We start from the raw sequence: 21,378 nt of genomic DNA on the forward strand, positions 1-21,378 counted from the left end.
GACCGTAGCGACGCCCGTTTGCGCTTGTCAACGCCCGTCCAGGCACGGCTCGGGGGCAAAACAGCGCGGCTTCAGCCACGGGCGGGCTTGCGCCCGAACAGCGCGATGCTGCGGTGCACGAAGAGCGGGGTCAGGGCGGCGCCCGTCGCCAGCCCGCCAAGGTGCGCCCACCAGCCGACATTGCCGTCGGCACCGAGCAGGGCGGCGGCGGCCTGCAGCAGGACCCAGCCGCCGAGCGCGTAGAGCGCGGGGATGTGGATCGGAATCCAGTTGAAGGCGAGCCCCCAGATCCGGACCTGCGGATAGATCATCAGATAGGAGGCGATGACGCCGGAGATGGCGCCGGAGGCGCCGATCAGGGGCTGCTCCGACCCGGGATACATGCCGGCATGGAAGAGGGAACCGCCGAGCCCGCAGAGGAAGAAGAAGGCGAGGAAGCGCAGATGCCCCATCGCATCCTCGACATTGTCGCCGAAGACCCAGAGGAACAGCATGTTGCCGACGAGATGGGCGACATTGGCGTGCAGCAGCACATTGGTGAACAGGGTCGCCCAGGCCGGGACATGGGCAAGGCCTTCCGGCAATTGCGCCGTGCCGAACAGCACCGAGGGAATCATGCCGAAACCGGCCATGATCGCGAGCTCGGCTTCCTGGCTCGGCCAGAGCTGCAAGGCGATCTGCAGGGCGATGCAGGCGCCGATCAGCCCGTAGGTGATATAGGGCGTGCGCATGAAGCGCAGCGGTACACCGTCATGCAGAGGGACGAACATGGTGGCTCAGCGGTTCTGGCCGGGCACCCAGAGCACGTCGCCGGCTGCCTTGGCATTGAGGTAGCGGGAGGCGACGAACAGGAAGTCCGAGAGGCGGTTGATGTATTTGAGCGCGGGCGCGGCAACCGTCTCGCCTTCGGTCACGGCAAGCTCGGTCATCAGGCGCTCGGCCCTTCGGCTGACGGTACGGGCGAGATGGAGATGGGTTGCGGCCGGGGTTCCGCCGGGCAGGACGAAGGAGCGCAAGGGAGCGAGATCGGCGTTCAGTTCGTCGATCTCGGCCTCGATCCGGTCGACCTGGGCCTGGACGATGCGCAGCGGCTCGAAGGCCAGGGGCTTGTCGGTCTCGGGTGTCGAGAGGTCGGCGCCGAGATCGAAGAGATCGTTGCTGATGCGGCCGAGCATGGCGTCGACCAGGGCGTCTTCCGTCGCCGCATGGAGGCGGGCGAGGCCCACACAGGCATTGGTCTCGTCGACGGTGCCATAGGCGGCGACGCGCAGGTCGGATTTCGGCCGGCGCGGGCCGCTCGTCAGTCCGGTCGTGCCGTTGTCGCCGGTGCGCGTGTAGATGCGGTTGAGCTTGACCATGCCATGCTTATAGCGTGGCTGCGGCGGGACGGAAGCGCGTTTGCGGCGTAGCCGGGCTTCAGAAGGTGTAGCCCAGCCTTGCGCCGATATTGGCGGGGCCACGGCTGGTCGTGCCAGGCTTGTCGGAGCAGCCGACCGTGCTGAAATGCTCGAGCGTGGTGACGAGGCTCCAGCGGTCCGAGAGCCGGAAGCCGAGGGCGGCAGCTTCGCGCGTGCCGGTATTGCAGCCGAGCGCGAGGCGATTCTCGGGGACGACCAGGCCGGTCTTGCCGTCGTTCAAGGCGGCACCGAGGCTCGCCTCGACGAAGATGTCGCGGGTCACGTCGAAGGTCCAGGTCGCCCCGGCATAGGCATAGCGCGTACCGTTGAGGTTGACGCTCGCGCCGATGTTGAAGCGGGGGATGAAGGTCGCCGCGATGCGATCGCTCAGGGGAAGGAGGCGTGGCGACAGGAGGTCGGCGCTCAGGTTCGGCAGGCCGCTCTCCCGGCCACCGGGATTGGCAAGGCCGGCGCCGATGCGGGCTTCCCAGGCAGGGGTGGGCGCTTCGGTGGCGGGGGCGTAGCTGGAGACAGAGCCGGAGAGGGACCGGGTCTGCGCGGAAGCAGCAGAGGCGGCCAGGCAAACGGCAAGTGACAGCAACGCGACGCGGACCATGGGCCTTCGGCAATTGAACGTGTGAGCAGGCGTTAGTGAAGCACACATACTCGTGTTCGGAATGTGGCGAGGCCCGGATGCTCAGGCTCTCGTCCACAGCGGGTTAAGAGATTCAATTCAATTATTTCAAAGGCTTGCGCGCAGTGACGCAGGCGTTCAGCCGTTGCGCCACCACAAGACGATGACGATCAGCACGATGGCGACGAACTGCAGGACGACCCGCAGCCGCATCAACCGCTGCGAGGTATTGGCGCTGCCGCCGCGCAGCATGTTGATGAGTCCGAGCAGGAGCACGATGGCGACGGCGCCGACCGCGACGGACACGAGAGTGTTCGAAAACGTCATGGGGATTGGCTTAGGACCATGCGAGGAACTTGACCAGCGCCATGATGCGGCTGACGTGGCCTGAGCCGTGGGTCAGCTCGTCGCAGCCGTCTGCGCCAGGGCGCGGCTGCGGACGGGCAGGGAGAGATCGCCGGCAAGCGCGCGGCTGATCGCGGGCAGGCCGTCGAGAAGATCGGGCATGAAGGCCTGTGACGGGGGCGGACGCTGCGGCAGCGCATGGAGCGCGGCTGCCATCACGCGCGGATCGCGCTCGCCCTCGCCGGTCTGGGAGGGGTCGTAGAGGACGTCGACCAGCTTGAGCTCGTCGGCGCGGCCGGCCCGGATCGCCTGTTCGAGGCGCGGACGGACGCGGGGCACGATCAGGGCCGGCTTATCGAAGGAGAGGATCTCGCAGAAGGTGTTGTAGCCGCCCATGGCGACGACGCAGTGGGCCCGGTTCATCAGCAGTTCCAGGCGCGGCTCGAAGCCGAGCCCTTCGAGCTTGGGATTGCGGGCGATGCGCTCCGCGAATTCCTTGCGCTTCTCCCGCGACATGAACGGTCCGAAGACGATGAGGGCGGGGAGCGCGATCGTCGGATCGGCCTCATAGGCCGAGATCACCCAGTCGATGACGCCGGCGCCGTCGCCTCCGCCGCCCGGCGTGACCAGGATGAAGGGCTGCTTGGTGATGCGCGGGTAGCGGTTCGGCGGCATCGGGCTCGGCACCGCGCGCTTGAGATAGCCCAAGTAACGGAGCTTGTCGGCGAAGCGGTGCTGGCCCGGCAGGCCGGTCAGGGGCTGGTAGACGTTCTCCAGCCCGTAGACGAAGATGTCGTCATAGACGGTGTCCAGCGCTTCCAGCGCGCCGTTGCGGCTCCATTCCTCCAGGACGGCGGCGGGCTCGTCGAGCACGTCGCGCAGGCCGAGCACGATGCGTGCGCCGCGCCGGCGCAGGATGTCGAGCGAGGGCTTCAGTTCGCCGCGCAGGCCGACCGGCTCCTTGTCGACGATGACGACGTCGGGATCGAAGGACAGGACCGTCTGCTTGATGATGTCGGCCCGCAAACGGATCGTATCGCCGAGGTCGAGATTGAGATGGTGCGGCTCGTAGCTGCCGTCGCTCTGCTTCTCGACGCCGGGAATGCGGACATAATCGACGCCGTCGCCGAACTGGAAGCTCGAGATGACGGACGAGCCGGAGACGATGATCACCGAGATATGCGGAAAGCTGGCGATCAGCGCATTGGCGATGGCGCGGCAGCGGCGGATATGGCCGAGCCCGAAGGTGTCGTGGCTGTAGATCAGGACGCGCGGCGCATGGGGACTGCGCGGCGCACGTTCGGCACCGGCGAGATCGACGACGTTTGAAGGCATCGGAACGTCGCCCCCCGGAAAGGCCAGACGACCTCTTGGCGAGGACGAACGCAGTTGGAACTATGGAGCGATTATAACCGGTCGTCGGGGACGATCCAAGCCCGTCCAGCACCTGTTCCGTTGGGATATCCAACGGCAGCAGATCACGTCATCGTAAGCCGGTGACGCCGCTCGCAGCGTCTTCGGGTGGTGTGACGAACTGGCCGGGATCGATCGTGCGGACCGCCGGGTGAACGGCGGTCGCGGCCAGAATGTCGGACAAGACTGACCAGGCGGTCTCGTCGTGGTCGCGATGGTGCAGCAGCAGGCCCAGCTCGATGTCGCCGGCCTCGTTCCGCCGCCACTGTGCCAGTAGAGCGACGAGTTCGCCCAGGATGTCCGCGGCCGGGCGCCCGACGCGGCCGCCATGCCAGTCCATGACGTCGACATGGGTGTTGAGCAGGCGCGGCCCACCGTCCGACCCCAGGCGATAGCCGCGGAAGCAGGAGAGACCGGCAAAGCCGAGCGCGCCGAGGCGCGCGGCATGGTTTTGGGCGATGCGGTTCCAGGGTGGCACGAAGACCGGCAGGACGGCGTCGCCGAGGAGGTCGCGCAGGCGCTGGCGGCCCAACGCGATGTCGGCATCGATATCGGCAGCCTCGCGATCGGCGCCGAACTCTGATTTTTTGCTGCCGGCAGGTGCGTGGTTCAGGTGGGAAGCGCCATGCTGGCAGGGCCGCAGCAGCGGCATGCCGCGTAGCGTCGGTGCCAGTGCAGGCTCGGCCAGCAGGGGGATGACCGCGAGCAGGATCGGCGTCGAGAAGCGCTCGGCGAGATCCGAGAGGCGGTCGAGTGCCGGGCTTGGCGCCACGGTGTCGTCGTCGCGCAACCAGAGGCCGATCTTTCGTTCGGATGCGCTCCAGTGGTCGAGTTCGAGGGCGAGCGCCTGCCAGGGGGAGACATTCACGGCGCAGTTCTCTCCGTTGGGGATGGCAGCTTGGCGCGGCGGTTCCGCATGGCGAGCGCCAGACCTTCCGCCAGCCTTTCAGCGGCGCGTTTCGTCGTGCGTTCGGCCGATATGAAACGGCGCGCGGCAGCCCCCATGGCTTCGCGCTGTGCTCCGTCGCGCAGCAGGCTGATCAGGGCAACGGCCAGGGCTTCCTCGTTAAATTCGGGGGCGAGCAGGGCAGTCTCGCCGACCAAGACCGTCTCGCCGACGCCGCCGCTGTCGAAGGCGACGACTGGCAATCCTGCCGCCTGGGCCTCGAGATAGACCAGCCCATAAGCCTCGCCGATGCCGGGCCAGATGAAGATATCGTGCCGGGCGAGCTCGGCCTGCGCGGCCTCGCGGTCGAGCTGGCCGTGCCAGGTGATGCGGCGAGCGGGGACACCGGCAAAGGCGGCTTTGACCTCGGCACGGCGGGGTCCGTCGCCGATGATGCTCAGCGTCCAGTCTTCGCCCCGGCAGCGGTCGAGGACGCGGGCGAGGGTGAGGTAGCTCTGCAGCTTGGCGCCCTCTCGCATCATTGCAATGGTGACGAGGCGTGGCGGGCCCGACGAAATGGCGGGTCGGGGCTGCTCGGGAGGGGTCGCGACGAAGGGGGGCAGGGCGAGCAGGGACGTACCCGCGTTCCGCCAGGGTTCGAGCCCCTGCCGGTCGCGGTCGGTGAAGTAGAAATGGACGTCGCCGGCGGCCAGCCCCTGCCGGACAGCCGCCGTATGCGCGGCCCATTCGCCGGTGGCGCGCCGGGCGGAATCGCTGGATTCGGCGGTGACATAAGGGATGTCGAGCGCTGTCGCGATATCCGGCCCGAGGAGGTCCGGCGAGCGATAGTAGTTGTGATAGGTGAACCAGAGATCGGGGCGTGGCCGGCCGGCTTGGTATCCGGCGAGCAGGGCATCGCGCAGGCGGGCCGCGTCGGTGACGACGCTGATAAAGCGCGCCGGGTCCGGTTCGCGAAAATAGGTCTTTGGCGCTGCGACAGGCTCGACGACATGGCCGAGGCTTTCGAGCGCGGCGACGAGCTGGCGGGCCATGCGGCGGTCGCCGGAGACGCCGCCGTCACCGACCGGATTGAGCGGGGTGTGGAACGCGATGCGCAAGATCGTCTTCGGGGTCGGTGATGCTGTCAGCGGTAGGGGTCGGCTGCGTCGCGCAGGCCGTCGCCGAGGAAGTTGAAGGCGAGGATGATCACGATCACGGGCACGACCGGATAGAGCAGCCAGGGATAGAGCGCCACAACATTGATGTTCTGGGCCTCGTTGAGCATCACGCCCCAGCTGGTGATCGGAGGCCTGAGGCCGAGGCCGAGGAAGGAGAGGGCGGTTTCGCCCAGAATGGTCTTGGGGATGGTGATCGTCGCCGAGGCGATGAGATGGCTCATGAAGCCGGGCACCAGATGGAGCGCGATGATGCGGCGCGGCTTCGCGCCCATGAGCTGGGCTGCGACGACATAATCCTCCTCGCGCAGCGAGAGTAGCTTCGAGCGCACCGAGCGGGCGAGCCCGGTCCAGTCCATCAGGCCGAGGATCACCGTGATGCCGAAATAGACCAGCAGCGGGCTCCAGGTCGGCGGCAGGATCGAGGCCAGCGCCAGCCAGAGCGGGATATGCGGCAGCGACTGCACGATCTCGATGATGCGCTGGACGACCAGATCGATCCGGCCGCCATAATAGCCGGCGATGCCGCCGATGATGACGCCGAGCACGAAGGAGACGGAGACGCCGAGCAGGCCGATCGAGAGCGAGATGCGCCCGCCATAGAGGATGCGCGAGAGCATGTCGCGGCCGAGCCGGTCGGAGCCGAGCAGGAAGAAGGTGCCGCCCTCGGGCGGGCAGACGAGGTGCCGGTTGCCGGGGATCAGCCCCCAGAAATCGTAGTCGTCGCCCTTGCAGAAAAAGCGCAGCTTCTGCGGGCGCGTGCTGTCGACCTCGTATTCGCGCTTCAGGTTCTCCATGTTGAGGCGCATCGCATAGGGGTAGACGAAGGGGCCGATGAAGCTGCCTTCGTGGAAGAGGTGGATGCTCTGGCTGGGCGCGCGGATGAAGTCCGTGTTGCGCGTCGTATAGTGATAGGGCGCGAGGAACTCGGCGAAGGCCGCCATGGCGTAGATCACGAAGATCACCACGGCGGAGATGACCGCGAGCTTGTGCTTGCGGAACTTCCACCACATCAGTTGCCATTGCGAGGCGAGGTAGACCCGCTCCTGCTCCGGCGTCATCGCCTCGGTAGCATAGGGTTCGAACGGCGCCGTCGAGACCTCGTGCGGCAGGGCCGCGCCGTCCGGCGGAAGATGGTTGAGCGTCGTCGCCTTCACTTGGTCGCGGCTCCCTGGAGGCGGATGCGCGGATCCAGGATGGCGAGCGCGATATCCGAGATCAGCACGCCGATCACGGTCAGGAAGGAGAGGAACATCAGGAAGGAGCCGGCGAGATACATGTCCTGGCTCTGCAGGGCGCGGATCAGGAGGGGGCCGGTGGTCTGCAGCGAGAGCACGATCGCGACGACCTCGGCGCCCGAGACGATCGAGGGCAGGATGTCGCCGATATCCGAGATGAAGAAGTTGAGCGACATCCGTAAGGGGTATTTCCGCAGCGCCTTGCCGGGCGGCAGGCCCTTGGCGCGGGCGGTGACGTAATACTGCTTCTGCAACTCGTCGAGCAGGTTGGCGCGCAGGGCCCGGATCATGCCGGCGGTGCCGCCGGCGCCGATGATGATGACGGGAATCCAGAGATGCTCCAGCACCGATTTGAGCTTGGCCCAGCTCATCGGCTGGTTGAGATAGGAGGGATCGACGAGGCCGCCGATCGAGGTGCCGAACCAGATATTGGCGAAATACATGAAGACCAGCGCCAGCAGGAAATGCGGCACGGCAAGCCCGACGAGGCCGAGGAAGGTGAGGCCGTAATCGCCCCAGCTGTACTGGTGCGTCGCCGAGTAGATGCCGATCGGGAAGGCGACGATCCAGGTGAAGATGATGGTGGCGAAGGACACGATCATGGTCAGCAGCAGGCGGTCGCCGACGATCTCGCGCACCGGGCGCTGGTATTCGAAGGAATAGCCCATGTCGCCCTGGATGAGGCCGGCGACCCAGCGGACGTAACGTTCCAGCGGGGGCTTGTCGAAGCCATACTCCTTCTTCAGGAACTCGATGCGGCTCATGTCCGCCTTCTCGCCCTGGGCCTGCATCTCGGCGGCGAGCGTCTCGAAATAATCGCCTTCAGGCAGGTTGATGACGGTGAAGATCAGCGCGCTGGTGACGATCAGCGTCGGGATCATGAGCAGGATGCGCTTGAGGATGTAGCGGATCAGCACGCGTCAGGCCTTGGTCTCGGCTCGGTCGAACCAGAAGGTGTCGGGCATGTAGCGGCCGATGAAGGCACCGGGCTCGAAGCTATAGAGGCCTTTCTCGGGCACGTTGCGCAGGTCCCTGGAGACGACGATCGGCTGCAGCGTGCTGTTGATCACGCCGATGCTGAAGAGCTGCTCGGCATTGATCGCCAGCATCTTGTGCCAGATGGCGCGGCGCTGGTCGCGGGTCGAGCTGACGCGCCATTCCTCGTAGAGCCGCACGAGTTCGTTGACCTCCGCCAGGGCCGGCCGTTCGCCTTCGCGGCCGCTGTTCTCGACGAACTGGCCCCAGCGCGGCCACTGGAACTGGGCGGAGGAGGTCGGCGCCAAGGCATCCGGCTCCATGTCCGAGGTGACCAGTGCATTGTCCATGCCGGCCCAGGCCGACATCACCGTCTGGCCGGCGAGGATGCGGCGGCGGAAGACGTCGCGCTGGGTCGAGCGGGGATAGATCTTCATGCCGACATCGAAGAAATCCTGCTTGAGCAGGTCGAGGATGTCGGTTTCCTCGGTGTTCTCGCCGGCGGTCTCGATGGTGAACTCCAGCCGGCGCCCGTCCGGGAGCAGGCGGATGCCGTCGTCGTCGCGTTTGGTCAGGCCGATCTCGTCGAGCAGGCGGTTGGCGAGCGCGGGGTCGTGCTGGGTCCAGAGCGCGGCGAGCTTGGCGTCGTAGAGCGGGCTTTCGGGCAGGGCGGTGTTGCCGCTCTCGCGCGCCAGTCCGAAGAAGATGACCTTGTTGACGTCCTTGCGGTTGATCGCGACCGAGATCGCCCGGCGATAGCGGACATCGCGGTTGAGGTCGCGCCAGACCGGATCGATGGCGTTCAGGTTGGGGAGCAGGGCGAAATAGGCGCCTTCCGCGCGCTTCCACAGCCTGACGTCGAAATTCATCCGCTTTGAGGCTTCCTTCAGGAAGGTGTAGTTGTCGAAGCGGATATAGCGGGCCTGGAGGTCGGACTCGCCGGCCGCGGCCTTGGCCGGGATGAGCGAGCTTGTGCCGATCGTCAGCGTCACCTGGTCGGTATAGGGGAGCTGGCGACCGTTCCTGTCGATGCGGTGGAAATAGGGATTGCGCTCGAAGACGAACTGCTCGGCCGGCAGGGGCGTGGTATTGCGCCAGGGCTCCAGCGTCGGCAGCTTCGGGTTCTCTGGCCGGTACATGCGCGAGAGCCGCTCGTGCAGCGCGCCCCAGTCGCGGACATGGTGCTCCTTCACCCGTTTGGCCAGTTCGTGCTTCGGCGCGTGGCGCTCGTGGAACTGCTTGAGATAGCCGGAGGCCATGAAGATGTAGGTCGGCTGCGCGCCCGCCAGCGCCGGCAGGAAGATCGGGTTCGGCGTCTTCCAGCTGTAGCGGACTTCCGTCTCGCTCAGGATCTCGAAGCGCGGCGGTTCATTGGCCGAGAACAGGGCCTGGGGCGGGCCGCCCGGCGAAAGCCGCTTGTTGTTGGCGATATCCTCCCACCAGTAGCGGAAATCCTCGGTGGTGAAGGGCGAGCCATCCGACCAGCGATGGCCCTGGCGCAGCTTGAGGGTGAAGATGCGGCCATCCTCGACCTCGCAGCTCTCGAGCAGGTCCGGCACAAGCTCCAGATCGTCGTCATAGACCATCAGGCGGGTGTAGCCGTAGAGCGTCATCATGCGGATGTCGCGCTGGTCGCCCATCAGCATGCGGATATTGCCGCCATGGCGGCCGGGCTCACGGCCGAGCGCCGCCAGATCGATGATGCGTGGATTGGCCGGCAGGCGCGCGGCGACCGGTGGCAGGGTGCCGGCTGCGACCTGGTCCGCGAAGAACGGGCTGTCGATCGCAGTGCCCGAGAACGGCGCGGCCTGCGCGAGGCGCGGCAGGGCGGCTCCCGCGAGAGCGGCGGAGCCGAGCAGCAATGCGGTGCGGCGGGTCGGGTGCGGGGCACGGCGCGTCATGGCACCAGCTCCCGCATATCGGCATTCGGCCGCGCGAGTACGAAATGGCCATCGCCGAGCGGCAGATGCGTCAGGGCGCCCTCGTCGGGCCCTGCCTTGAAGGCCTTGTCCCAATGGCTGTCGTCGGAGGCGCCGCCGGGCGCGGCCAGCTTGAAGTCGAGCCTGCGGTCGAGATCGGCGAAGGGCACGGAGCGCAGCAGCGCCCTCGTGTAAGGATGGGCGGGGCGGTCGAAGAGCGCGTGGCGCGGCGCCAGCTCGACGATCCGGCCATTGGCCATCACCGCGATCCGGTCCGCCATGTAGTTCACCACGGCGAGATTATGCGAGATGAACAGGAAGGTCAGGCCGCGCTCGGCCTGAAGGTCCTTGAGCAGGTTGAGGATCTGCGCCTGCACGGAGACGTCGAGCGCCGAGACCGGTTCGTCGCAGATGATCAGGTCCGGGTCGAGCGCGAGCGCCCGCGCAATGCCGATGCGCTGGCGCTGACCGCCGGAGAAGGAATGCGGATAGCGGTTGAGGAACCGCATATCGAGCCCGACATCCTGCATCAGGGTCCGCACCCGTTCGTCCTGCCCGGCCTGATCGCCGCGGCCATGGATGACCAGCGGCTCGCGCAGGATGTTCATCACGGTCATGCGCGGTGACAGCGACGAGACCGGGTCCTGGAAGATCATCTGGACGCGCGGGCGGAACTTGCGGAGGTCCTCGCCCTCGAGGCCGAGCACGTCGACCCGCTCGCGCCCATCGTCGAAGATCACTTCGCCGGAATCGGGCGTGACGGCGCGCATGATGATCTTGCTGACCGTGGTCTTGCCGCAGCCGCTCTCGCCGACGAGGCCGAGGCATTCGCCACGCCTGATGTCGAAGCCGACATCGTTGACGGCCTTGACGCTGGTCTGGTTGCCCTTGCCGAAGAAGCTGCGCGAGCCCGTGACATAGGTCTTGTGCAGGCCGCGGACGCTGAGGAGGGGGGCGGCGTCTGCCGCGGGTTTCGGTGGCGGCGCGGCGACGGCCGGGCGCGGGCGCGCCTCGCGCAGCGCGACCAGCCGCTCGCCGTCCTGCATGTCGAAATGCGGGGAGGCGTCGAGCAGCGCCTTGAGATAGGGGTGGCGGGGGCGGCGAAAGATATCCTCGACCGTGCCGCGCTCCATGATCTCGCCATGGAAGATCACCACCACCTCGTCGGCCATGTTGGCGACGACGCCGAGGTCGTGGGTGATGAGCAGGATCGCCATGCCCATCTCGGCCTGGAGATCGCGCATCAGGTCCAGCACCTGGGCCTGGATGGTGACGTCGAGAGCCGTGGTCGGCTCGTCGGCGATCAGCAGGGCCGGCTGGCAGATCAGCGCCATGGCGAGCATGGCGCGCTGGCGCAGCCCGCCCGAGAGCTCGAAGGAGTAGAGGCCGAAGGCGCGCTTCGGGTTCTTGAAGCCGACACGCTTCAGCATCGCTTCGATCAGTTCACGCGCCTCGGGCTTCGGCATCGGCCGGTGCAGGAGCAGCGCCTCCTCGATCTGGTTGCCGATGGTATGGACCGGCGAGAGCGAGGACATCGGCTCCTGGAAGATCATGCCGATCCGCCCGCCGCGCAGCGCCCGGATGCCCTTGCCTTCGGCGGGCAGCGTCGCGATGTCGACGACGGTCTCGGGGGCCTGCGGGTCGCGGAACAGGATCTCGCCGCCGGTGATCCCGCCGGCGCGTGGCAGGAGACCCATGATGGCCTGGGAGATCACCGATTTGCCGGAGCCGGATTCGCCGACCAGCGCGACGGTCTTGCCGGCGGGGACGCGCAGGCTGACGCCCTTCACAACGTCACGGGCCAGGCCGTGGATCGTGAAGCCGATACGCAAGTCGCTGATGCGCAGGATATCCATAGTCCGAAACGATGTGCCCCTGGGGCCTAGGGCCCTTCACCTTTCCTGACGTCACTAGACGTCGAAAGCGGCAACTTGCCAATCGCTTTCGACGCTTGCGGTTCCGGCGGGCATTGCCCGATGCGGATGACATCGCTGCAACGGGGCCCGCGCCGGAAATCGTCGTAGCTGATGCTCCAGGGCAGCGGGGCCGGGGCGCGATAAGGGCCCATCTTGAAATACTGGTTGTCGTCGAGCCCTGGGCCGCTATGCCCGATATGGCCCTCGACGGTCACGATATGGACGCCGTCGGCAAGGATTTCGACATGGCCTTCGCCATCGGGGCCAGGTTGGGAACGGACGACGAAATCGATCCAGCCCTTCTGCGCGGAGGGCAGGTCTGCATGCGGCGTCACCCGGATTCCGGGCGCGCAGGCGTCGAAATAACGCGGGTAATTCTCTGTGGTCGTGCCGCTCTCCATCGCGACGAGCGCGCGGGTCTGCTGTGCATCGGGGCGGCTCAGCACGAGCGCCTCGCCAGGAAGGCAGCCGTGAGGGCGCTCGCTGCCGCCGATCGGATAGGAGGGAATCAGGTCGGTCTCGACGGTGATGCCGAGGCGGCCGCGATAAAGGCGCAGCGCCAGGAAGGGCGAATAGTCGCCGACGGCCTCGGGCAGGATCTCGCGCTTCCACTGGGCGATCACATATCTGCGATCGTCCTGGGCGAGCGGATCGTTGAGGCGCAGCGCAAAGCCGTACCAGACCGCGCTGCGGAAGGGGACGAGCACCTCCGGGCGCTCCCAGACCTCGGCCCGCTCGCTGCAGCCGATGGCGCGCGGAAGACAGGACGGCGTCGCGATCAGGGTCAGGGCGCCCGCGCCGCTATAGGGCGCGGCATCCCCGAAAATCGCGCGGCCAGAGCGCTGCTCGGGATTGTCCTTGTAAAATAGCCCGCCTTCGGGGGCGAAACCGCCCTGTTCGAAGCCGTCGTGCAGGATGCGCTGGGCGGGGTCGGCTCGGGCCGAGACGGCGAATAGGCCGACGAGACCGATCGCGGCCGCGCAGCACAGCATTCCCGACGCAACTGTCCTTTTCACGCTACCCCCGACGATGGATGCCACCTCCACCCTGCTATGCCGCTACGGCCGCAGCGTGGCGCGCATTGCACTCGGCCGCAACCTCACCACATATGGTCGCTTCGGGCCCGCCGGACCCGTTCGAGCTTGCGCCGCGAGCGCTTCGGTACAGGGTTGCCCCTTGGAGTCCAATCTCTTCCGTTACATCTGGCAGAAGAGCCGGGCCGAGCAGGTCGTCGTCCTGCTGATCATCCTTGTCTCGATTCCCTTCAACTGGGCTTCGTTCGACGTGCCCAAGCGCATCGTCAACGATGCGATCCAGGGCGGCGCCTTCAAGGACGGCAAGACCACCGCGACGCTGATGGACTTTACCCTGCACCTGCCGTCCTGGCTGGGTGGGGCGAGCTACAGGCTGTCGGAGGGCATCCAGGTCGGCCAGTATGGCCTGCTCGTCGGCCTCAGCACCTATTTCCTGCTGCTGGTCCTGATCAACGGCGCCTTCAAATACGTCATCAATGTGCGCAAGGGCATCCTCGGTGAGCGCATGCTCAGGCGCATGCGCTACGACCTGTTCAGCCAGCTGATGCGCTTCCGGCCGGAGGAGATCCGCGCGGTCAAGCCGGCCGAGATCGCCAGCATGATCAAGGACGAGGTCGAGCCCGTCGGCGGCTTCGTCGGCGATGCCTTCATCCAGCCTGTCTTCCTGCTCAGCCAGGCGCTGACGGCGCTGATCTTCATCATGGCGCAGAGCTTCTGGCTGGGCTCGATCGCGCTGCTGATCGTGCTGGTACAGGCGATCATCATCCCGATTCTCAGGCGCGAGCAGCTCAGGCTCGGCCGCGAGCGCCAGATCGCCTCGCGCCAGCTCGCGGGCCGCATCGGCGAGATCGTCGATGCCGGGCCGATGATCCAGGGCCATGGCGCGACGGCCTATGTCCAGTCCGACATCGCCGGGCGGCTCGGGCGGCTCTTCGACATCCGCTATGCGCTCTACAAGCGGAAATTCGCGGTCAAGTTCCTCAATAACCTGCTGGCCCAGATCACGCCGTTCTTCTTCTACGCGATCGGCGGCTTCTTCGCGCTGCAGGGGCGGCTCGATATCGGCCAGCTGGTCGCGGTGATCGCCGCCTATCGCGACCTGCCGCCGCCGATCAAGGAGCTGATCGACTGGGACCAGCAGCGCAACGACGTGACGATCAAGTACGATCAGGTGATCTCGCAGTTCAACAGCGACGAGACGCTCGTCCTCGACGAGGAGAACGGGGTCGCGGCCCTGCCGGAAAAGGGCGAGATCCGGCTCGAATCCGTGCAGATGCTCGACAATCGCGGCCAGCCGCTCCTGACGCCCCTCTCGTTCAGCCTGGCGCGGCCGGGCCTGGTGGCGGTTATCGGCCCGCCGGGCGGCGGCAAGGACGTGCTCGGCCGGATCCTCGGCCGGCAGGCGACGAGCTATACCGGCCGCGTGCTGATCGACGGCGAACCGCTGGCGGGAATGTCGGTCGAGCGGGCGAGCCACATCATCGGCTATTCCGGCGACGAACCCGAGCTCATCGCCGGCTCGATGCGCGACAACATCCTGCTGCCGCTGCGGCGCCGGCGCCCGGACCTCAAGGCCGGCGGCGCGGTCTCCGCACCGGAGCACCGCCGCTTCGTCGAGGCGATCCGCTCGGGCAACTCGCCCTTCCCGTTCGAGGCCGACTGGACCGACTATGCCGGGGTCGGCGTCACCGACACCGCCGAACTCGCGGCGCGCATCCACGAACTGCTCGACGTCTTCGGCTGCACGCAGGAGGTCTACGAGCTCGGGCTCGGCGGCAAGGTGATGCGCCCGGTCAGCGAGCAGGCGATCGAGCGCATCATCGCGGCCCGGCGCGTGGTCGCGGCCGAGCTGACACGGATCAAGCAGGGCGACCTGATCGAGCCCTTCGTGCTCGACCGCTACAACCGCAACGCCCCGATCGTCGAGAACCTGATCTTCGGCACGCGGACCAGCACGCGCTTCGACAGCACGACCCTGCTGTTCGAGCCCTATGCCCAGTCGATCCTGAAGGCGGAGGCGCTGGTCGAGCCGCTGGCCGAGATGGGCGCGCGCATCGTCGCGACCGTGGTCGAAATCTTCGCCGGCCTGCCGCAGGGCCATGCGCTGTTCGAGCGCTATTCCTTCGGCGCGAATTTCGAGTTCGAGCGCCTGAACGAGCTCGCAGCGCTGCTGGCCAAGCACGACATGCGCAACCCGCTCGACCAGGAGACCGAGCGCGATCTCGTCGCGCTGGCGCTCGGCTATATCGAGCCCAAGCACAGGCTGAACCTGATCGATGCGCGCCTCGAGCGGCGCATCCTGCGGGCGCGGGAAAGCTTCCGCAAGCATCTGCCGGCCGATGCGGTCGAGGACGTCGATTTCTACGACCCCGACAAGGTGATGGTCGGCGCCAGCGTGCGCGACAACCTGATGTTCGGGCGCATCGGCTACGGCGTGCCCGATGCCGCCCGCAAGGTCGGCGAGATCGTGCTGCAGGCGCTCGCCCGCTCAGGGCTGGGCGAGGCGCTCTACCGGCTCGGCCTCGATACCGAGAGCGGCATCCGCGGGCGTTTCCTGCCGGTCCGGCTGCGACAGGCCGTGCCGTTGGTCCAGGCGCTGGTCAAGGCGCCGCAGATCGCGGTGCTCGACATATCCTCTCTGCTCGCGATTTCGGACGAGCCGCGGGAGATCGTCGCCCGGCTGCACAGCTATTGCGCGGGCATGACGCTGTTTCTTCTGGTCGGAGATGCTAACCTTGCGGGAGAGGTCCCGCTGCGGGTGCTGTTCCACGGAGCGACGGGCACGGTCGAGGCGCTGGGCAGGCCCGATGCGGCCAATGATCGGGCGTCGCGCCTCGAAAGCACCGGGCGCGAGGACACTGGGCGCGAGAACACTGGGCGAATGGAGGCGCGATCATGAGTCTGGAAACCGATATCGGCTGCCTGCGTTGCCTGCCGCTGTTCCAGGACATGCCGGCATCGCGGCTCAAGCTCGTCGCGCTGATGGGCGAGCGGCTGCAATTCGAGCCCGGTGCTGTCCTGATCAGCCCGCAGGAGAAGCTCGAGGGCGTCTACGTCATCCTGGAAGGCGAGGTCGAAATCCTGCAACCAAGCGAGAGCGGCGAGGAGCGGCGCTTCGTCAAGGACACCGGCAGCATCACCGGCGACGTGTCCCTGCTGAGCGGCCAGCCCTTCATCGCCACCATCAGCGCGAAGTCGCGGGTGCTGGCGCTGCGGATTCCGAAGGACCTGTTCTTCGAACTGCTCCAGACGGTGCCGGAATTCAGCCTCGCCGTCTGCCGGGATCTGGCCGGCCGGGTCCACAGGCTTGCCTCCGTCCTGCTGCGCGAGCACGAAACCGTTTGACGAGGTCCATCATCGCATGAACCGGCCGCAAGCCGCAGGCACGAACCGCACGGGCGCAACCCGCGGCGGCATGGGTGCGAGCATGGACCAGGTCTCGTCCTGGAGTCGGGACATCCGGTTCGTCTCCGGGTTGATCCTGCTTGTTTTCGCCACGACCCATTTCCTGAACCATGCCGTCGGCATCCTCGGTGTCGGCGCCATGGAGAAGGTCCAGGACTGGCGCTATGGCTTCTGGCATTCCTGGGCCGGGACGGCCGCGCTCTATGGCGCGCTGATCGTCCACCCGGTCTTCGCGCTGCTCAGGGTGGTGCAGCGGCGCACCTTCAAGATGCCTCTGCGCGAAATGCTGCAGATCGCGCTCGGCCTCGCCATTCCGCTGCTGCTGGTCGACCACATCATCAGCACGCGGGTGATGGGCATCTATTTCGGCGTCGACGAGAGCTACCGCTCGGTCCTGCGCCGGCTCTGGCCGGGGCTGGCGCTGACGCAGTCGCTGCTGCTGCTGCTGGTCTGGACGCATGGCATCATCGGCATCCATTTCATGCTGCGCGCCCGCGACAGCTATCGCCACTGGCGCGACCCGTTCCTGCTGGCGGCGATCCTGATCCCGCTCCTGGCCATCATCGGCTTCTCCGTCGGAGCGCGGGAGGCCGAGCAGATGGCGATGCCGGCCGAGCTGGTCAGCGACGCGCAAGCCGCGATGTTCGCCCGCGACGTGATGTGGGGCAAAGGCGCCTTCTACGGCCTTGTCGCTTCCTTCCTGTTGTTCATCGGCATTCGCGAGATCAGGGTCCGGACGACGCGCCAGATCACGGTGCGCTTCGTCGGCCACGGCACGCGCCGGCTGGCGCCGGGGCCGACCGTGCTCGAGATGTTCCGGCGCTTCGGCATTCCCCATGCCGCGCTCTGCGGCGGGCGGGCGCGCTGCGCCACCTGCCGCGTGCTGGTGATGGACGGCAACGACAAGCTGCCGAAGCCGGGCCCGAACGAGGCCAAGCTGCTGCGGCGGATCTCGGCGCCGGAAGGCGTCCGGCTCGCCTGCCAGATCAGGCCGCGCGACGATCTTCAGGTGCAGATCCTGCTGGCGTCGCGATTGAATGCCGGCGCGGCGCGCCCGTTCGAGATCGACGATGCCGCGGGCAAGCGCGGCCTGACCGTGGTGGTGGCCGATCTCAGGGCGTTCTCCGCTCTCTCCGAACGGCAATTGCCGCGCGAGCTGATCGGCCTGCTCAACCGTTTCTTCGACGAGATGGGGCAGGCGATCACGGCGCATGAGGGGCGCATCGACGCCTTCTATGGCGACGGCTTCATGGCGGTGTTCGGTCTCGAAGGCCCGCCGGCACGCGGGGCACAGGCCGCGATCGCGGCTGCCGGCGACATCGTGCGCGCGGTCGATGCGCTCAACCGGGAATACGGCGCGGCGCTTCCGCTTCCGCTCCGGATCGGCATCGGCATCCATACCGGTGACGCGATCACGGGCGCGGTCGAGAACGAAAACCTCGGACGGCGCGAGATCACGGTTGGCGAGACCGTCATGGTCGCGAGCCAGCTCGAATCGGCGACGCGGCGCGTGCTGGCCGATATCGTCGTCTCCGAGGACACGATCCGGGCGAGCGGGCGCAGCTATGCCGGCACGACGACGCTGAAGATCGCGATCAAGGGGCGCGAGAAGCCTTTGACCGCCTATGGCTTCGCCAGCGCGCCGGAAATCGCCCGCCGCAAGCGCGAGGACGTGGCGGTGCCGGTTCCCGTGGTGGCCGGCGGCGAGGCGACTACATCGGCAGAAGTGGTGCAGGAGCAGGGCGAGACCGGCGAAAAGGGCTGATCCTTGCGCGGATGGCTGGTTTTTTGCGGGCGCGCATGTCTATGGTCCGCCGGCTTTTCCGGATGACGACCGACCCATGACGCCCGAACCGCCCCAAGAGGCCTTTCACGACCTGCTGCGCGGCATGGCAGCGCTCTCGGGCAACCGTGTCGTCGCCGATATCGCGCGGCTTTACGGCAAGGGCGCGCCGCCCGACCTGTCGATCGCCTGCAACCACAAGCAGATCGCCTCGAAGCAATGGCTGGTCGAGGCGCTGGCCGAGACTTACCCTAAGCCCGCGGGACCTGTCTGGGTGCTCGGCGCCTGGTACGGCGTGCTCGGCGCGCTGCTGCTCGACGATGCCCGGCTTGCGATTCCGGGGATCGTCAGCCTCGACATCGATCCGACCTGCGCGCCGATCGGGGAGATCCTGAACCATCGCCATGTTCAGGCCGGGCGGTTCCGGGCGATGACGGCCGACATGATGGCGATGGATTTCGCGGCGCAGTCGCCGGCGCCGGGGCTGGTCATTAACACGAGCTGCGAGCATCTCGATGATGTGCCGGGCTGGCTCGCGACCTTGCCCAAGGGCCTGCCGCTCGTGCTCCAGTCCAACGACTATTTTCGCGAGCCGGACCACCGCAGCTGCGTGCCCTCGCTTGACGCCTTCCGTGAGCAGGCGGGGCTGTCCGAGGTCTGGTTCGCAGGCGCCCGGCCGACGAAGAACTATACGCGCTTCATGCTGATCGGACGGCGATGACAGCGGGCAAGGCGCCGCGCATCGCGGTGGCGATGAAGGGCTATCCGCGCCTGTCGGAAACCTTCATCGCGCAGGAATTGCTCGGCTTGCAGCAGCGCAGCCTCCCCTTCGAAATCTGGTCGCTGCGCCATCCGACCGATGCGGCGAAGCATCTGATGCACCATCAGATCACGGCGCCGGTGCGCTATCTGCCGGAATATCTGCACGACGAGCCGGCTCGCGTGGCGCGCGGAATACTGGCGGCCCTGCTGAGGCCGGGTTTGCTGCGACTGCTGCCAATCTTCCTGCGGGATCTCGCGCGCGACCGGACGCGCAATCGCTGGCGCCGCTTCGGGCAGGCCTGCGTGATGGCGCGCGAACTGCCCGATGATATCCGGCACCTGCATGTGCATTACCTGCACACGCCGGCTTCCGTGATCCGCTATGCCGCCTTGCTCGCCGGTCTGACATGGTCGTTCTCGGCCCATGCCAAGGATATCTGGACGACCGAGGATTGGGAAAAGCGCGAGAAGATCGCCTCCGCCGTCTGGGGTGTCACCTGCACCCGCGATGGGCATCGCGAGCTGGAGCGCCTCTCCGACCGGCCGGACAAGGTCGCGCTGGTCTATCACGGGCTCGATCTCGCGCGCTTTCCGGCGCCGGGATCGCGCTCGGCATGGGACGGCTCGGACGCGAACGATCCCGTGCGCTTCGTCACCATCGGGCGCGCAGTGGCGAAGAAGGGCTTTGACGACCTTCTGGACGCGCTGGCCAAGCTGCCTCCCACGCTGCACTGGCGCCTGACGCATATCGGCGGCGGGGAGAAGCTGAAGGCCTTGCAGGCGCAGGCGCAGGCGCTCGGGCTCGACGACCGGATCGTCTGGGCCGGACCGAAGGCGCAGGATGAGGTCATCGCGGCTTTGCGGGCGGCCGATCTCTTCGTGCTGCCGTCGAAAGAAGCAGGCGATGGCGACCGCGACGGCCTGCCCAATGTGGTGATGGAGGCCGCGAGCCAGGGCCTGCCGATCGTCGCGACGGATTTCGCGGGAATCCCGGAATTCGTCCGCGATGGCGTCGAGGGCCTGCTGGTGCCGCCGGGCGATGTCGCGGCGCTCGCTGCTGCGTTGGGTGACCTGGCGAAGGCGCCTGAGAAGCGCGCCACGCTGGGCGAGGCAGCCTATGCGCGGCTGACGGGAGCCTTTTCTGCTCAGGCGGGGCTCGACCGGGTCGCGACGATGCTGAAGCGCTCGGCGGGCGAAGGGGCATGAGCGCTTCCGTCCTGATCGCGGTGACGCATCTGCTCGGCAGCGGCCATCTGGTCCGGGCCGCGAATCTCGCGCGAGCATTGGTGCAGGGCGGGCTTTCCGTCACGCTCGCCAGCGGCGGGATGCCGCTGCGCGTCATGGAGGATGAACCCTTCGCCTTCGTGCAATTGCCGCCGATCAGGACCGAAGGCACGGATTTCCGCACGCTGCTCGATGAGAGCGGGCAGCCGATCGACCCGGAGCGCAAGGCTGCCCGCATCGCCATGCTTGAAGGGCTGGCGGCGCGGTTGCGGCCGGATGTCGTGATCGTCGAGCATTTCCCCTTCGGGCGGCGTCAACTGGCCGCCGAGTTCCTCGCGCTGATCGCCGCAGCGAAGTCGGCGCGGCCCGAGGCGCTTGTGCTCTCCTCGGTGCGCGACGTTCTGGTGACGCCGCGGCCGGACCGAATCGCCGAGGCCGAGGGTCGGATCGCTGGGATGTTCGATGCGGTCCTGGTCCATGGCGATGCCGGTTTCCTGCCGCTCGACCGGTCGTGGCCGGTGGGCGAGGGGCTGGCGGCCAAGCTGCGCTATACCGGTTATCTCGCCGATGATCGGCCTGCCGACATCACGCTGGCGAACGGCGAGGTCATCGTCTCGGGCGGCGGTTCGGCAGCTGCCCTGCCGCTCTTCGCTTGCGCCGTAGCGGCAGCGCGGCTCGATCGGTCCGGACGCCGCTGGCGGATTCTCGCCGGGCGCGGCATGGCGGAGGCCGATCTGGGACTGCTTGCGGCCGATGCCCCTGAGAAGGTCGTGATCGAGCGGGCTCGGCCGGACTTTCCCGCTCTCCTTGCCGGCTGCGCGGTCTCGATCAGCCAGGCCGGCTACAACACCGTGCTCGATCTCGTCGCGGCCGGGCGGCCGGCGATCGTCGTGCCCTTCGATGCCGGCAACGAGACCGAGCAGACGGTCAGGGCCGAGGCGATGGAGCGGGCGGGGCTGGCGCGATGCTTCCGTCTGTCCGGGGATTTCGTCGGGGATGCGGTGGCTCTGACGGATGCCGTCGGTGAGGCCATGGGAGCCCAGCCCCCGGCCCTGCCGATCGACCGGGGCGGCGCAGCCCGCTCGGCCGCGATCGTGAAGGAGCTTCTCGCCGGGATTGCCGGCCGCGCCCGACACTGAGCCGGCATGCCCTTTGCGAGGGCCGGGGTGCAGCTTTGCGAATTGCCGCCTCCGGTCTTTCGCTCTAATGAGGGACGATCCGCCTCCCTTCTCGGTCGGCTCTGGGTTAACCGGCGAATTCCGGTCATGGCCC

18 protein-coding genes are annotated in these 21,378 nt (G+C 67.3%); 6 read left to right on the forward strand and 12 right to left on the reverse strand.

What is annotated here, in order from left to right; translation table 11 throughout:
• Positions 1–71 precede the first annotated feature (71 nt).
• The 12 genes from BLQ70_RS10315 to BLQ70_RS10370 all read right to left on the reverse strand — a co-directional run bounded on the left by BLQ70_RS10315 (position 72) and on the right by BLQ70_RS10370 (position 12,890).
• Positions 72–770: a rhomboid family intramembrane serine protease gene (locus tag BLQ70_RS10315; protein WP_061970172.1), complete on the reverse strand. Its 699-nt coding sequence runs from the start codon at positions 768–770 to the stop codon at positions 72–74.
• A 6-nt stretch (positions 771–776) separates the two neighbouring features.
• Positions 777–1,358 (reverse strand): cob(I)yrinic acid a,c-diamide adenosyltransferase, encoded by a 582-nt coding sequence (locus tag BLQ70_RS10320; RefSeq protein ID WP_091856894.1) that lies wholly within the window; start codon positions 1,356–1,358, stop codon positions 777–779.
• A 58-nt stretch (positions 1,359–1,416) separates the two neighbouring features.
• Complete coding sequence (locus BLQ70_RS10325; protein ID WP_170843375.1) at positions 1,417–2,013, reverse strand: acyloxyacyl hydrolase; 597 nt, start codon at positions 2,011–2,013, stop codon at positions 1,417–1,419.
• A gap of 156 nt (positions 2,014–2,169) precedes the next feature.
• The gene (locus BLQ70_RS10330) at positions 2,170–2,358 is read right to left on the reverse strand and encodes a twin transmembrane helix small protein (RefSeq protein WP_061970166.1); all 189 of its coding nucleotides are present in this window, start codon (positions 2,356–2,358) and stop codon (positions 2,170–2,172) included.
• A 72-nt stretch (positions 2,359–2,430) separates the two neighbouring features.
• Positions 2,431–3,711, reverse strand: a complete 1,281-nt coding sequence (locus BLQ70_RS10335; RefSeq protein ID WP_061970165.1) for a glycosyltransferase family protein — start codon at positions 3,709–3,711, stop codon at positions 2,431–2,433.
• Positions 3,712–3,859: 148 nt separating this feature from the next.
• Positions 3,860–4,657 carry a polysaccharide deacetylase family protein gene (locus BLQ70_RS10340; protein ID WP_091856896.1) on the reverse strand — a complete coding sequence of 266 codons (798 nt, stop codon included), beginning with the start codon at positions 4,655–4,657 and terminating at the stop codon, positions 3,860–3,862.
• Positions 4,654–5,793 carry a glycosyltransferase family 4 protein gene (locus BLQ70_RS10345; protein ID WP_091856897.1) on the reverse strand — a complete coding sequence of 380 codons (1,140 nt, stop codon included), beginning with the start codon at positions 5,791–5,793 and terminating at the stop codon, positions 4,654–4,656. The genes BLQ70_RS10340 and BLQ70_RS10345 overlap by 4 nt, the downstream gene beginning before the upstream one ends.
• A gap of 26 nt (positions 5,794–5,819) precedes the next feature.
• A complete protein-coding gene (locus tag BLQ70_RS10350) occupies positions 5,820–7,007 on the reverse strand; it encodes an ABC transporter permease (protein ID WP_244511977.1) in 1,188 nt (395 codons plus the stop codon).
• Complete coding sequence (locus tag BLQ70_RS10355) at positions 7,004–8,002, reverse strand: ABC transporter permease (protein WP_091857136.1); 999 nt, start codon at positions 8,000–8,002, stop codon at positions 7,004–7,006. Before BLQ70_RS10355 ends, BLQ70_RS10350 begins: the two co-directional genes overlap by 4 nt.
• Before the next feature lie 6 nt (positions 8,003–8,008).
• Positions 8,009–9,964 (reverse strand): ABC transporter substrate-binding protein, encoded by a 1,956-nt coding sequence (locus BLQ70_RS10360; protein ID WP_091856898.1) that lies wholly within the window; start codon positions 9,962–9,964, stop codon positions 8,009–8,011.
• The gene (locus BLQ70_RS10365; protein ID WP_091856899.1) at positions 9,961–11,838 is read right to left on the reverse strand and encodes an ABC transporter ATP-binding protein; all 1,878 of its coding nucleotides are present in this window, start codon (positions 11,836–11,838) and stop codon (positions 9,961–9,963) included. The genes BLQ70_RS10360 and BLQ70_RS10365 overlap by 4 nt, the downstream gene beginning before the upstream one ends.
• A 26-nt stretch (positions 11,839–11,864) precedes the next feature.
• A complete protein-coding gene (locus BLQ70_RS10370; RefSeq protein ID WP_091857137.1) occupies positions 11,865–12,890 on the reverse strand; it encodes a polysaccharide lyase family 20 protein in 1,026 nt (341 codons plus the stop codon).
• 184 nt (positions 12,891–13,074) lie between these two features.
• Here BLQ70_RS10370 and BLQ70_RS10375 point away from each other — a divergent pair, with 184 nt between their 5' ends.
• The 6 genes from BLQ70_RS10375 (at position 13,075) to BLQ70_RS10400 (ending at position 21,245) form a co-directional block, all read left to right on the forward strand.
• Entirely contained in the window at positions 13,075–15,831 is a 2,757-nt protein-coding gene (locus tag BLQ70_RS10375) for an ABC transporter ATP-binding protein/permease (protein ID WP_170843376.1), read from the forward strand.
• Entirely contained in the window at positions 15,828–16,277 is a 450-nt protein-coding gene (locus BLQ70_RS10380) for a Crp/Fnr family transcriptional regulator (protein ID WP_061970152.1), read from the forward strand. The genes BLQ70_RS10375 and BLQ70_RS10380 overlap by 4 nt, the downstream gene beginning before the upstream one ends.
• A gap of 16 nt (positions 16,278–16,293) precedes the next feature.
• On the forward strand, positions 16,294–18,102 hold the full coding sequence (locus BLQ70_RS10385; RefSeq protein ID WP_091856901.1) for an adenylate/guanylate cyclase domain-containing protein: 1,809 nt from the start codon (positions 16,294–16,296) through the stop codon (positions 18,100–18,102).
• A gap of 76 nt (positions 18,103–18,178) precedes the next feature.
• The gene (locus BLQ70_RS10390; protein ID WP_091856902.1) at positions 18,179–18,841 is read left to right on the forward strand and encodes a hypothetical protein; all 663 of its coding nucleotides are present in this window, start codon (positions 18,179–18,181) and stop codon (positions 18,839–18,841) included.
• On the forward strand, positions 18,838–20,088 hold the full coding sequence (locus BLQ70_RS10395) for a glycosyltransferase (RefSeq protein WP_091856903.1): 1,251 nt from the start codon (positions 18,838–18,840) through the stop codon (positions 20,086–20,088). The genes BLQ70_RS10390 and BLQ70_RS10395 overlap by 4 nt, the downstream gene beginning before the upstream one ends.
• Entirely contained in the window at positions 20,085–21,245 is a 1,161-nt protein-coding gene (locus BLQ70_RS10400; RefSeq protein ID WP_091856904.1) for a glycosyltransferase family protein, read from the forward strand. Before BLQ70_RS10395 ends, BLQ70_RS10400 begins: the two co-directional genes overlap by 4 nt.
• Positions 21,246–21,378 lie beyond the last annotated feature (133 nt).

Source organism: Allobosea robiniae (genome assembly GCF_900102525.1).
Lineage (GTDB): Bacteria > Pseudomonadota > Alphaproteobacteria > Rhizobiales > Beijerinckiaceae > Allobosea > Allobosea robiniae.